The organism is Methyloligella halotolerans, assembly GCF_001708935.1.
Taxonomy (GTDB): domain Bacteria; phylum Pseudomonadota; class Alphaproteobacteria; order Rhizobiales; family Methyloligellaceae; genus Methyloligella; species Methyloligella halotolerans.
Map to the genome: position 1 here is coordinate 96372 of NZ_MASI01000008.1, position 13086 is coordinate 109457.

Annotated in this window: 14 protein-coding genes; 11 read left to right on the plus strand and 3 right to left on the minus strand. The window is 61.1% G+C overall.

Translation table 11 applies throughout. The features are described from left to right. Positions 1–13: 13 nt before the first annotated feature. Both A7A08_RS13195 and A7A08_RS13200 read right to left on the minus strand, forming a co-directional pair. A complete protein-coding gene (locus tag A7A08_RS13195) occupies positions 14–592 on the minus strand; it encodes a TadE/TadG family type IV pilus assembly protein (RefSeq protein WP_169823010.1) in 579 nt (192 codons plus the stop codon). 10 nt (positions 593–602) lie between these two features. Then, positions 603–1121 carry a TadE/TadG family type IV pilus assembly protein gene (locus A7A08_RS13200; RefSeq protein ID WP_069095938.1) on the minus strand — a complete coding sequence of 173 codons (519 nt, stop codon included), beginning with the start codon at positions 1119–1121 and terminating at the stop codon, positions 603–605. 219 nt (positions 1122–1340) lie between these two features. Between A7A08_RS13200 and A7A08_RS13205 the strand changes: the two genes are divergently transcribed. Then, a complete protein-coding gene (locus A7A08_RS13205; protein ID WP_069095939.1) occupies positions 1341–2912 on the plus strand; it encodes a pilus assembly protein in 1572 nt (523 codons plus the stop codon). Between the two features lie 91 nt (positions 2913–3003). Here A7A08_RS13205 and A7A08_RS13210 read toward each other — a convergent pair whose 3' ends face one another. Beyond that, on the minus strand, positions 3004–3519 hold the full coding sequence (locus A7A08_RS13210) for a pilus assembly protein N-terminal domain-containing protein (protein ID WP_169823011.1): 516 nt from the start codon (positions 3517–3519) through the stop codon (positions 3004–3006). Between the two features lie 449 nt (positions 3520–3968). On the opposite strand from A7A08_RS13210, the gene A7A08_RS13215 reads away from it, so the two are divergent. The 10 genes from A7A08_RS13215 (at position 3969) to A7A08_RS13255 (ending at position 12989) form a co-directional block, all read left to right on the plus strand. After that, positions 3969–4145 carry a Flp family type IVb pilin gene (locus A7A08_RS13215; protein ID WP_069095941.1) on the plus strand — a complete coding sequence of 59 codons (177 nt, stop codon included), beginning with the start codon at positions 3969–3971 and terminating at the stop codon, positions 4143–4145. A 168-nt stretch (positions 4146–4313) separates the two neighbouring features. After that, positions 4314–4835, plus strand: coding sequence for an A24 family peptidase (locus A7A08_RS13220; RefSeq protein WP_245290940.1), 522 nt, complete (start codon positions 4314–4316; stop codon positions 4833–4835). Between the two features lie 181 nt (positions 4836–5016). After that, on the plus strand, positions 5017–5799 hold the full coding sequence (gene cpaB, locus A7A08_RS13225; protein ID WP_069095942.1) for a Flp pilus assembly protein CpaB: 783 nt from the start codon (positions 5017–5019) through the stop codon (positions 5797–5799). 104 nt (positions 5800–5903) lie between these two features. Beyond that, positions 5904–7346, plus strand: coding sequence for a type II and III secretion system protein family protein (locus A7A08_RS13230; RefSeq protein WP_169823012.1), 1443 nt, complete (start codon positions 5904–5906; stop codon positions 7344–7346). 21 nt (positions 7347–7367) lie between these two features. Further along, complete coding sequence (locus A7A08_RS13235; protein WP_069095944.1) at positions 7368–8114, plus strand: CpaD family pilus assembly protein; 747 nt, start codon at positions 7368–7370, stop codon at positions 8112–8114. Further along, positions 8114–9055, plus strand: a complete 942-nt coding sequence (locus tag A7A08_RS13240) for a CpaE/TadZ family protein (protein ID WP_245290941.1) — start codon at positions 8114–8116, stop codon at positions 9053–9055. Before A7A08_RS13235 ends, A7A08_RS13240 begins: the two co-directional genes overlap by 1 nt. Beyond that, on the plus strand, positions 9043–9405 hold the full coding sequence (locus A7A08_RS16940; RefSeq protein WP_245290942.1) for a CpaE/TadZ family protein: 363 nt from the start codon (positions 9043–9045) through the stop codon (positions 9403–9405). The genes A7A08_RS13240 and A7A08_RS16940 overlap by 13 nt, the downstream gene beginning before the upstream one ends. A gap of 2 nt (positions 9406–9407) precedes the next feature. Then, positions 9408–11030: a TadA family conjugal transfer-associated ATPase gene (locus A7A08_RS13245; protein ID WP_083226781.1), complete on the plus strand. Its 1623-nt coding sequence runs from the start codon at positions 9408–9410 to the stop codon at positions 11028–11030. Beyond that, a complete protein-coding gene (locus tag A7A08_RS13250; RefSeq protein ID WP_141693999.1) occupies positions 11023–12012 on the plus strand; it encodes a type II secretion system F family protein in 990 nt (329 codons plus the stop codon). The genes A7A08_RS13245 and A7A08_RS13250 overlap by 8 nt, the downstream gene beginning before the upstream one ends. A gap of 2 nt (positions 12013–12014) precedes the next feature. Then, positions 12015–12989 carry a type II secretion system F family protein gene (locus A7A08_RS13255; protein WP_069095945.1) on the plus strand — a complete coding sequence of 325 codons (975 nt, stop codon included), beginning with the start codon at positions 12015–12017 and terminating at the stop codon, positions 12987–12989. Positions 12990–13086 lie beyond the last annotated feature (97 nt).

A 13086-nucleotide genomic window follows, 5' to 3' on the forward strand; every position in this document is an offset into this window, starting at 1 on the left:
CACGGCCTTAGCGTCAGCAGCCGTTGTCCGACTTCACCACCTCGGCCGACCGCCGCGGTCGCGTGTAGAAGGTGCGGGTCATGGTGAACGGCTTGAAGGTGTCCTGTATGCCCAATAGCGGCGTGTACGCATACTCGACCTCCGCGACAATGACGCTGCTGCCGTTTGTCGTGAGGCCCGTCGGCAGAGCGAAATTGTCGCCGGTGCCGCGAGCCTTGCCGCCGTTGTAGCCACAGCTCCAGACGACCTTTGGCCGGTTCCTGCTGTCTGCCACCACACTCGTGAGGACGATGTTCAGAGCGTCGGTCGAATAGGGGGCGAGGATGCTGCCCGCCGCTTCGGTGATGTCTTTCAAGTCATTGCGCGAGACGGTCTTCGCCTGGGCCACAAGGTCGGCCGCGGAATAGGCGACCTGGTCCGTTCGCCGGCTTGCCGTCAAGGTGTTGCCGATTTCTGCCGCCCCGACATAAAGAGCGAACATCAGCGGGACGATGAGCGCGAACTCGATCGCCGCCGTGCCGCGCACCTCGCGAAGAACGGTATCGACCTTGCACCGGCAGGTCCCGACAGTTCGCTTAAGCCCTCGTAGCATCGAAGCTCCCTCAGAACGGTTCATTGCGGAAGGCCGCTGTGGCCACGAGAAGCCGCTCACTGTTTCCGAAGCCGAACGCGACCGGGAAGTTCTTGAGGATCGGCCATTCGTAGAAGGCGCGGACGACCACCACCTCGTTTCGCGTGCCCGGGTCGTAGCTGAACTGCTCCTTGAGCTTTCCCTTGTTGTCGAAGGGATCTGTCAGCTGGGCGGCCTGGAAGTTGTCGAAGGTCCGCACGTCGAAATGCAAATACTGGCACGAGAGCAGAGGGCCCAGCTCCTCGCACACCCGCTTCCGGAACGCCGCCTCGCCCCATTGCTGGGCTTGCCCCGTCCGGATGAACCGGCCCGCTTCGGCGACGGTCTGATCCAGCGCGGTATTGCCCGCATAGATGAGCCCGATATCGAACAGGCCGATCAGCAACAGGAGGAACGGCCCACCGACAATCGCGAACTCGATCGCGGAAGCGCCCTCTCGATTTCTCAGAAAGCCGCGCCGGGGTGTTTTTTTCGACCAAAAAGGCTTCATTGCTCGCTTCGGATTTATCCCGTGGAATATGCACAAGAGAAGATAAGTATAGGAAGAGAATTAAGGGGCGATAAACGAGAAAGAAGCAGCTAGAAAAACTATTTAATACATTAGAGTAAAATTTTATGAGAATTATAGTCTTTTTTCATCGAGATAAATTACCTGGATTAAGGGGATAGTATCTAAGGTAGGGCCGTCGGATCGCCGCCTAGAGACTGAATGATCGGCGAAAACTGGGTACCCTATATGAACACCAACGCATTGCTCCGCCTCGTGCGGGACTTCGTGAAAGCGCGTGGCGGCAACGTCGCCATCCTGTTCGGAGTTGCACTGATCCCGATCCTTCTGGCGGTCGGAATCGCGGTCGATTATGGCCGGGCGCTTTCCGTGCGCGATCGGATGAGCGAGGCGACGGACGCTGCCGCGCTCGCGATCGGCTCGTGGCCGGATCTGACTCAGCCTCAGATGGAAGCCAAGGCTCAGGAATTTTTCGACGCGAACTATCCGAAGGAAACCTTGGGAACGGCCGGAAAGGTCAAAGTCCGCTTCGACAACGACAACAATATCTTCGTCTCGGTGTCGGGAGAGGTGCCCACGACCTTCATGAAGCTGGCGAATTTCAAGAAGATGGATGTCGGCGCCGAGACCATGGTCACCAAAGAGGAGCGCAACATCGAACTCGTGCTCGTCCTGGATACCACCGGCTCCATGGGCAGCGGCGGCAAGATGGACGCCCTCAAGAGCGCTGCCCGCGAGATGGTGAACACCCTCTTCGACGGTAAAAGTACCTCAGACACGCTGAAGATCGGCGTCGTTCCGTTCTCGGCTGCCGTCAATGTCGGCGCAAATATGAGCAATTCGCCGTGGCTCGACCGAAGCGGCCAATCCTCAATTGCGATTGAGGACTTCAACCCCGGCGACAACACGTGGACCCTCTACAGCCAGCTTCGCAACCGCAGCTGGGGTGGGTGCGTGCGCGAGCGCGCCACGCCGTACGAGCTCACCGATACCACCCCCACCAACAGCAATAAGGAAACGCTGTTTGCGCCGTATTTTGCGCCAGACGAGCCGGACTCCGGCGGCTATGTGAACAACTATCTGGCCGATCAGGTCCCGGAGACCTGCAGAGTCGTCTGGTTCTGGAAGGTCTGCGAGCCTGAGACGACGGATCCCGCGAAGATCCAGCGCATGACCAACAAGTATCAAAATGCTTCGGTCGGCGGCAATGCGCCAGGGCCCAATTATCTGTGCCCGCCGAACCCTGTCACCGCGATGACCAATAACAAGAACACGGTGTTGAACGCCATCAACGCGCTGAACCCTGACGGCAGCACGGTGATACCGGCCGGCCTTCTCTGGGGCTGGCGGGCAATATCGGATAACGCGCCGTTCACCGAGGGCGCTCCTTATGATGACGAGACTTGGGTGAAGGCCATCGTGCTCCTGACCGACGGCGAGAATAGCGTCAACGGTGGCAGCAACAGGAATGGTCACAACCATTCCAATTACAATGCCTTCGGTTACGCCGCGGAAGGACATCTGGGCAACACGAGTGGCTCAAACGCAGATTCCACTCTCGATCAGAAGACCCTGACGGTTTGCTCGAACATCAAGGACAAGAAGATCAGGCTCTACACCATCGGGTTTCAGGTCAGCGGCAACGTTCAGACCTTGCTGCGGAACTGCGCCACGGAGCCGGATATGGCGTACAACTCGCCGAGCAACTCCCAGCTCGCGGGGATCTTTCAGGATATCGCCCAAGGGCTGGGTGAGCTCCGGATCGCGCGGTAGCGAGCGCTCGCTTAGGCTGTAAGAGTGTTGAAGACGAAAAGGCCGGAGTACCGCTCCGGCCTTTTGCTTTCCGAACGCTCGGCGCGGCGGCCTACTGAGCGCCCTGGGGACCGGCACTCCCTTGCGCCATGCCTTGCTTCGATCCGATCTGCCCCTGAACGCGCTCGAAGTATTCCTTGGTATCGCCTATCGCCGGCAACGAGGTGCATTTCGGCGCGCAATAGACAGTCTCGTTGTTATTGGCGCCGCGGTGCACGGTGATCATACCCTTCGAGGGGTCGCTAACGGTCAGATCGCTTTCAAGAATGACCTCCCCTTTCGCATTCACAACGATCAGGTTGGTCCTGCCGAACGACTTCCCCGTGACCACGAGGAGCTTGGCGTTCTGAACCGAGATATCGGCGATCGAAGGATTGCCGACGATGATCTCCGCCGCCGATTGATCGAGCTTCAACATTCTCGCCCTGTCGAGGCCGACCTCGATCACACCGCGGTCGACATTGGCGTCAACTTGCGCATACGCGGTTCCGGCGCAGCCCAAGGAGAGGGCGCTCAGCGAAATTGCTAGCGCGAGGAAGCGGAGCCGGTAACCGGCCTTATCGATCATAACGGCGATCCTTTCGACTTCGATGGTCGGGAAGCCTGGGTCCAAAAGGTGAAGGATTGGCAAATATCCGCACGAGAACGAGACGACGCGCATCGATCTTTCGATCGAACGGCCTTGTTGGCAGGTCGGAGCCGGCACCGGGCTTTCACGCCGTGCGAAAAGAATAGACAATATAGAATTTAAGCAAAACCAGCAGGGGAGAAGAAATAATCTCGAAAACATCCCTTACCGAGCCCGTGGACTCAAAAACCTAGTCTGATAACAAGGGATTGTGGGCTGCTTGAGGGCGAATACAATTCGTTAACTATAAGTCCTCGGAATTATTCTTTTGGTTTAACTTGACCGTAACGCGGCAGCTCTATGGTGGCCGCAGTTCGAGCCGCACCGAAGCGATCAACAGTCAGGGGCGGCGAACTGGGTGCTGTGAAACTGTGAAAGGAACTGTCGAAATGAAGAATCTTGTTGCCCGTTTTGCCAAGGACGAGTCCGGCGCGACCGCCATCGAGTATGGCCTGATCGCCGCCGGCATCTCCGTCGCCATCGTTGCCATCGTGAATACGCTCGGCGGCAGCCTGAACGGCGTGTTCACCTACATCAATACCGAGCTGCTCAAGGCCAAGTCTTAAGGACAAGCCTTGAGGCCGAGCATCGAGCCAAGCCTCAAGGTCAACTCCGCTGGGCAGCGGTCCGGACGACTATGGAAGCCGCTCCTTTAATTGGGAGCGGCTTCTTTTTTACGGGGCGTACGCAACCCGCCCTCAGCGATTTTCGCGGCACGCTTCTCGAAAGCAAACATGGAGCCTTCGGACGTGATCCTGAATTTCCTCATCCTCACGATCTTTCCGGCCTGCATGGCACTTGCCGCCTCGATGGACCTCATCACAATGACGGTGCCGAACCGCATTCCGGTCGCGCTCGTCATTGGCTTCATCTGCCTCGCACCCCTCGTCGGTCTCACGTTGCCTGAGATCGGTCTCCAGGTTGCGTTCGCAATTGCGGCCCTTGTCATCGGCTTCGGCATGTTCGCCATGGGTTGGATCGGCGGCGGTGACGCGAAACTGTTTGCCGCAACGGTGCTCTGGCTCAATCCTGCTGCGCTTGTGACCTATACGATGCTCTCGGCAATCCTCGGCGGCGCGCTCACGCTCATGCTTCTGATGTACCGTAGCTACCCCCTGCCGGCCTTCCTGATGTCGCAGGACTGGGTCGCGCGGCTCCACGAGCCCCGCGAAGGCGTGCCCTACGGCATCGCTCTCGCTGCGGGTGGATTGATCGCCTACGCTCAGACCCCCTTCATGATGGCCCTAGCCGGCTGAGCAATCTCCCACATCACCGCCGCGTTCCATCGGGCGTGCTGCTCCCCTGCAGCACGCCTTTTTTGTAGGCGCTTCCGGACCCGCCCGGCCAATTTGGCACGGGCATTAACCCGCCGTTGAGAATTGACGGCGCAGAGTGGGCACGTTGCGCAACGCCAGGGGGCGTCAGGAGTCCACTCGAATGAAAAAAGGCAGAATCATCGTTCTGGCCATCGCCTTCATGGCGGCGATCGGCGCCGCCATGATCGCGCGCAACATGGTTTCAGAAACAGAGACCGTGACCGTCGAGAAGACGGTAGGGGCAAAGGACGTTCTCGTCACCGCGAAGGATCTGAAGCTGGGCGACACCATTTCGGAAGGCAGCCTCAAATGGCAGCAGTGGCCGGAAGAGGGCGTTACGCCCGAGCTCGTCACCCGCGAAAAGCAGCCCGACGCGATCTCCGATTTTATGGGCTCCGTCGCCCGCGCTCCCTTCGTGTCGGGTGAGCCGGTCAACAACGCGAAGCTCGTGAAGCCGGGCGAAGGCGGCGTTCTTGCGGCGATCCTGCCTGCGGGCATGCGCGCCATCTCCACGCCGATCAGCGAGGAGAGCGCCGCCGGCGGTTTCATTCTGCCCAACGACAGGGTGGACGTGATCCTGACCCGCCGCATGCAGGTGAACAACAAGGATCAGCAGATCAGCGAGACTGTCCTCCGGAACGTCAGGGTCCTGGCGATCGGCCAGACGCTCGAAACGACTGGCGAGGAGAAGGTGGCCTCGGGTGCCACCGCGACCCTCGAGTTGACGCCTCGCCAGACGGAGATTCTCTCGCTCGCTCAATCCATGGGGCAGCTCTCGCTGTCGCTCCGGAGCTTGGCCGATACGCCCAAGCCCGGCTCGACCCTGGACATCAGCGAAGACAAGGGCAGCTCCGTCAAGGTGCTCAAATATGGCCTTCCGTCTCAAGTCTTTGGAGTGAACTGAGCGTCATGCGCGCCACACGGGGGATAACAGGAAAAGGCAACGGAATGGCTCGCTTACGTCAGGCATTCGACACCCTATGCGCACTCGCGATTGCGATTGGACCAATGATGCCGGTCCAGCTGCACGCCCAGGAGAGTGCGTCGCTCATAAGAGTCTCCGCCGCCTCGGTTCCGGCGATCCGCGAGGTCAATCTGGGTCTCAACAAGTCCATGGTGGTCGAGCTGCCCGTGGCCGTTCGCGACGTCATGGTCTCCAACCCGGACAAGGTCGATGCGGTGATGCAGACCTCTCGCCGCGCCTATGTCATCGGCAAGCAGCTTGGCGAAGCCAATGTCTTCTTCACCGACCAGAACGGCAACCAGGTGCTGACCCTGGAGCTGAACATCCAGCGTGATCTGACGGCCCTGGAAGGCCTGCTCGCTCGCCTCATTCCGGGCTCGAGCATCCAGGTCGAAGCTTTCGGCGGCAACATCCTGCTGACCGGCCGCGTCCCGACGCCCATGGATGCGACGCGCGCCAGCCAGATCGCCAACAGCGTCATTGCCTACGATCCGGATGCGCCCGCGGTCACGAACACCTCGCTCAACGGACCACAGGCTGTGGGCGGCAGCGCCACCCAAACCAGCATCGGGAACGAGCAGCGCAAGGTGATCAACATGATCACCGTCGAAGGCGAAGAGCAGGTGATGCTCAAGGTTTCCGTCGTCGAGATGGAGCGCAACACCGCCAAGCAGCTCGGCGTGAACCTCGACACGTTGGTGAACTCCGGAAACTTCCAGTTCGCCGCGCTGAGCGAAATGCCGTTTCCCGTGAATCAAGGCGCCATCGCCCCGGCGCTTGCCGGTGTGAACTGGACGAGCGGCGGCGACCGTGCTTCGGCGATCATGCAGGCCCTGGAGCAGAACGGCCTGATCCACACCCTTGCCGAACCGAACCTTACCGCCATCTCTGGCGAGACCGCGAACTTCCTCGCGGGCGGCGAATTCCCCGTCGTGACCGGCGTCGACACGACGACCAACACGGCATCGGTGGATTTCAAGAAGTTTGGTGTCGGGCTGGCGTTCACGCCGGTCGTCCTTTCCGAGGGGCGGATCAGCCTGAAGATCTCGACCGAGGTCAGCGAGCTGTCCAACGAAGGGGCCATCGCCGTCACGGGCGGCTTCACGATCCCCGCGCTCAAGGTGCGCCGGGCGGAGACCACGGTGGAGCTTGCCAGCGGCGGCTCCCTGGTCATCGCCGGCCTTCTCTCCGATCAGTCGCGTCAGACCATCAGCGGTTATCCCGGTCTCAAGAACCTGCCGATCCTCGGCACGCTGTTCCGCAGCCGGGATTTTCAGAAGGACGAGACGGAGCTGGTGGTCATGGTGACGCCGTACATCGCGAAGGCGGTGTCCAGGAACGAGCTGACACAGCCTGATCAGGGCTTCGCATGGGCCAACGACGTCAATTCGAATTTCATGGGGCAGATGAACCGCGTCTACGGCCGCCAGCCGGAAGCCGCCCCGCCGGCTCAATTCGGCGGCGATGTCGGGTTCATCGTCGAGTAGGTGAGAATGGAGAACGCACGAATGTCTGGATTCCCGAAACTCCCCAGCGAGCCGGTCGCGAGCGCCCGGTCTGCTGCCGCTCTCCTCGCCGTGCTCTTGTCCAGTGCTGCGCTGACCGGCTGCATGAATGCAGGCCCGCGCTTCGAAGCGCCGTTCATGCTGTCGAATCCGAATGAGCGTCATCCGATCCTGGTCTCCAACGCGGAAGCCCGGCTCGATATTCCGGTCTACGCGGGCTCCTACGGCATGACCAGCAGCCAGGAATCCCAGCTCAACAGCTACTTGGCCGATTTCCGGCGCAACAAAGGCTCGCAGCTCGTCATCAACGCGCCTGTGGGCGGAGACGAGCGCGCCACCCGTGCGGTCTTCACCGACGTGAAGCGGGCGTTGCGGAGGTACGGCTTCACAGAGAACTCTGTCGTGCTTCAAAGCTATTCGCCGGGCTATAAATCCACCCGGGCCATTCGTCTGACCTATGAGCGCTTCGTCGCGAAGGGGCCGACATGCCCCGATTGGTCTGAGAATCTGGCCTGGGATCCCAACAATCAGCCTTATCCGAATATGGGTTGCGCCACGCAGCGGAACCTTGCCGCGCAAGTCGCCAATCCGCGCGATCTGGTGCAGCCGGCCGATCAGACGCCGCGCTCCAGCGAACGGCGCGACACCGTTTGGGGCAAATACATCGCCGGTGAGGTCACCGGCGCCGATTGGACCCCGGAACCTCTGCCTGAGCGGACCAACTCCATGGATAGCGGAGGAGGCAATTAGTGGTCAGCGACGCCGCCTATTCCATCGAGCCTGAAGACGACGAGGGAGCCAGCCAGCCCCAGCAGGTCGCGCCGATCCGCGCGCGCCCTGTGCCGCGTATCAACATTCAGGCTTTTTGCGAGAACCAGGAAACCGCCGCCGCCATCCAGCAGGCGAGCGAGGACAGGCGCCTTGCTAAGGCTCATGTGAATGTTCGCATGGGCGGGATCGATGCTGCCGTCACCTTCTTTCGCAGCACGTCCACGCCCAACCTGATCGTCATCGAGTCCTTCCTGAAGGGCCAGGAGCTTGTCGCCGAGCTCGACCGGCTGGCGGAGGTGTGCGACCCCGGCACCAAGGTGATCGCCATCGGTCACGTCAACGACGTGCTTCTCTATCGCGAGCTCATGAAGCGCGGCGTCAGCGAATATGTCGTTGCGCCGATGAACGTCGCGCAGATCATCGAGAGCATATCCGACATCTATGCCAACCCCGACAGCGACCCCGTCGGCCAGATCGTGGCGTTTGTCGGTGCGAAGGGCGGCGCGGGTTCCAGCACCGTCTGCCATAATACGGCCTTTGCCATCTCGGCGGACCTCCAGGACGAAGCCGTCATCGTCGATCTTGATCTGCCTTTCGGGACCGCGGGATTGGACTTCAATCAAGACCCGATCCAGGGCATTGCCGAGGCGCTCTCTTCGCCGGAACGCATGGACGAGGTGCTTCTCGACCGTCTTCTGTCGCGCTGCTCCGATCACCTGAGCCTGTTCGCCGCGCCGGGGACTCTTGATCGCACCCACGACATTGAAGCGGCGTCATGCGAGACGGTGCTCGATACCGTCCGTAGCAATGTCCCATGGGTGGCTCTGGACGTCCCGCACATCTGGACGGACTGGGCACAGCAGGTCGTCCTGCGGGCCGATCACGTGGTGCTGACTGCGTCCCGGATTTGGCAAATCTGAGGAACGCTAAGAACATCGTCGATCAGCTCAAGTCGAAGCGTGTGAACGACCGCCCGCCCCACCTTGTGCTGAATCAGGTTGGCGTGCCGAAGCGGCCCGAAATCTCCATCAAGGATTTCGCGCAGGCGCTGGATCTCGATCCGACCGTCGTGATCGATTTTGACGCGCCTCTGTTCGGCACCGCAGCGAACAACGGACAGATGATCGAAGAGGTTTCCGACAAGTCGAAAGCCGCGGAGCAATTCCGGGCTTTGGCGTATCGGCTGACTGGTCGTGTGGACAACAGGACCCAATCCTCTTCGATGTTCGGGTCCATTCTTTCGAGCCTAGGTCTGAGTAAGAGTGCGTAGGGATGTTTGGTAAGCGGGGCGTCAATAAGGGCTTTTCCGATGCCAGCAGGCCGGACGAAAAGTCCGAACCGGAGCGGCCGAAGCCCACTCCTGCCCACGAGGCGGAGGAGCGCCGGGCTGCGCCGCCGCCGGCGGAGGCCGGGCCGCAGGAATCTAGCCCGCTAGAATCTGCCCCGCTAAATGCGGCAGAGGACTCGGCGTCCGCGCTGCTGGAGCCACGATCGCCGACGCCCGAACCGCCCGCCGCGCCTATGGAGGATATCCGGCCGAAATCGGCCCAGCCCCGTTCGGATAAGCCGAAGCGCAACCGCTCCGAAGAATATTACGACGTCAAGACCACGGTCTTTACGGCGCTCATCGACACGATCGACCTGACCCAGCTCGCAAGGCTGGACGCGGACGTCGCCCGCGAAGAGATCCGTGACATCGTCAGCGAGATCGTTGCGATCAAGAACGTGGTGATGTCGATCGCCGAGCAGGAAGAGCTGCTCGAGGACATCTGCAACGACGTATTGGGCTACGGCCCCTTGGAGCCGCTGCTCGCCCGGGACGACATCGCCGACATCATGGTGAATGGTGCCGAGACGACCTACATCGAAGTGAACGGCAAAGTCGAGCCGGCCACGATCCGCTTCGCCGACAACGGCCAGCTGATGAATATCTGTCAGCGCATCGTGAGCCAGGTCGGCAGGCGCGTGGATGAATCGAGCCCGATCTGCGATGCCCGTCTTCCCGATGGCAGCCGCGTGAACGTCATCGCGCCGCCGCTCGCGATCGATGGCCCGACCCTCACCATTCGTAAGTTCAAGCGCGACCGGCTCACCCTCGATCAGCTGGTTCGCTACGGGTCCATCAGCCCGGAGGGCCGGACCCTTCTCGCCATCATCGGCCGTGTCCGCTGCAACGTGATCATCTCCGGCGGCACGGGCTCCGGTAAGACGACCCTGCTGAACTGTCTGACTGCCTATATCGAGCCCGATGAGCGCATCATCACCTGCGAGGACTCCGCGGAGCTCCAGCTTCAGCAGCCCCATGTGGTTCGGCTCGAGACGCGTCCGCCCAACCTGGAAGGAGAAGGCCAGGTGAGCATGCGCGATCTTGTGAAGAACTGCCTTCGTATGCGGCCGGACCGGATTATCGTCGGCGAGGTGCGTGGCCCGGAGGCGTTCGACCTCCTCCAGGCCATGAATACCGGCCATGACGGCTCTATGGGCACTCTCCACTCCAACAGTCCGCGAGAGTGCATCTCACGTCTGGAAAGCATGATCTTGATGGGCGGCTACAATCTGCCGGCCCATACCATCCGGGAGATGATCGTCGGCTCGGTGGACATCATCGTCCAGGCCTCCCGCATGCGCGACGGCTCGCGCAAGATCACCCGGATTACCGAGGTGATCGGGCTGGAGGGCGACGTAGTCACGCTTCAGGATCTCTTCGTCTACGACCTGGAGGGCGAGGATTCCAGCGGCCGCATCCTCGGCCGCCATCGCACTACGGGTATCGCCCGCCCGGCCTTCTACGAACGCGCGCGCTATTTCAACGAAGAGAAGCGCTTGGCCGAGGCGCTGAGCGCCGGCGAGGTGCTCGACGAGACCGGCCGGCCGTTGGGAGAGCGCGTTGGTTAGCTCCGAGCTCTTTCAGACAGCGATCATCTTCATGGTCGCACTCGGTGTGGGCATCTTTGCCTATGTGCTGATCTCGCCCTATTTCGGAGACCGTCAGGCGCAGAAGCGTCTGGCATCCGCGTCTGAGGGGGCTGCGAGCCGGCGTCTTCAGAAGACGGCAAAGCAGCCGTTGTCCACGCGCCGGAAGCAGGTGCAGGATACGGTCAAGGAGCTCGAAGCCAAGAACAAGGAGCGCAAGCGCATCGACTTGCGCACGCGTATCCAGCGGGCGGGCTTCAGCTTCAAGCCACGCACTTATTATCTCTTGAGCTTTGCGACGGGCTTCGTCGCGTTTATCGCGGTTTTGCTCCTTGGATCGCCGCTTTGGGTCGGAGCGCTGGCCGGCTTCGCCGCAGGTGTGGGGCTGCCCCGCTTTGTGCTGAACAAGGCTGCTGATCGCCGGCAGACCCAGTTCATCGTCGAATTCGCCAACGCCATCGACATCATCGTCCGGGGCATCAAGACGGGTTTGCCGCTCGGCGACTGCCTCCAGATCATCGCCAACGAAGCCTCCGAGCCGGTCAAGAGCGCCTTCGTCGATATCGTTGAGCAGCAGCGTGTCGGTATCCCCCTGCCGCAGGCCTTCCTCAGAATGCACGAGCGGATGCCGCTTCAGGAGGTGAACTTCTTTTCTATTGTCATCGCCATCCAGTCCCAGACCGGTGGCAATCTGGCGGAGGCGCTGTCGAACCTGTCACAGGTGCTTCGCGCCCGTCAGCAGCTCCGAAGCAAGGTCAAAGCCTACAGCGCCGAAGCGAAGGCCTCGGCGATGATCATCGGCGCGCTGCCGATCGTGGTGATGTTGGCGGTCTATGTCCTGACGCCAGACTATATCGGTCTGCTGTTCACCGACCCCATCGGCAATATCCTCCTGGGTGTAAGCGGCGTCTGGATGCTCTTCGGCGTGCTCGTCATGCGTCAAATGATCAACTTCGATTTCTGACCATGGATATTCTCTATCTCCTCCTCGACCGCCAGGTCCTCATCATGGTTCTCGTCGCGATCGCCGCTTTCGCGACCGTAGCGACGCTCATCATGCCGTTCTTCGCCGCCGACCGGTTGGGCTCGCGAATGAAATACGTCGCGGGCGAGCGCGAACGTCTTCGCGAGCAGCGCATGGCGGAGTTTGCCGAGCAGCAGCGCGAGGCGCGCCTTCGGCAGGATCCGCGGACCTTCATGAAGCGGGTGGTGGACCGGCTGAACCTGCGCAAGGCGTTGGAGACGGAGGAAACCCATCAGCGGCTGAAGATGGCCGGCTTGCGCGGTCAGGCCCCCGTGGTCGCGTTCCTGTTCTTCCGCGCCACGCTGCCGCTCGTTACTTTCGGCTGTGCATTGTTCTATCTATTCTTCGTCACGTCGTACCAGTTAGGAGGCGTCACGAAGTTCTGCATAGCTATCGGCGCGGCCTATATCGGGTTCTATCTACCCAACATTTTCATCACCAACCTCATCCAGAAGCGCCAGAAGTCCATCCGCCAGGCTTTCCCGGATGCTCTCGACCTGCTCCTCATCTGTGTGCAATCGGGCATGTCGATTGAGGCGGCGATGAACAAGGTTTCCCAGGAAATGGGAACCCAATCCCTCGAACTCGCCGAGGAGTTTGCGCTGACCACCGCTGAGCTGTCCTATCTGCCCCAGCGGCGTCAGGCCTATGAGAACCTCGGCAAGCGGACCGGCGTGCCGGCGGTCAAGGCGGTCGGCACAAGTCTGCTTCAAGCCGAACGATACGGTACCGGTCTCGGTCAGGCACTGCGCGTCATGGCGAAGGAAAGCCGCGATGCTCGCATGATCGAGGCAGAGAAGAAGGCGGCCGCGTTGCCGCCCAAGCTGACCGTTCCCATGATCCTGTTCTTCCTGCCCGTACTCTTTATCGTCATCCTTGGTCCGGCCGTAATCCAGGTGCTGGCGGTCTGGAAGTAGACAGCGGACACCCGCGCCCGTCACGGCGATGGAGAGGTACGCGCGGGCTGAAGCGTCTCGCCAGGAGAGTGGCCGCGGGATCTTCGCCGGGCTAACC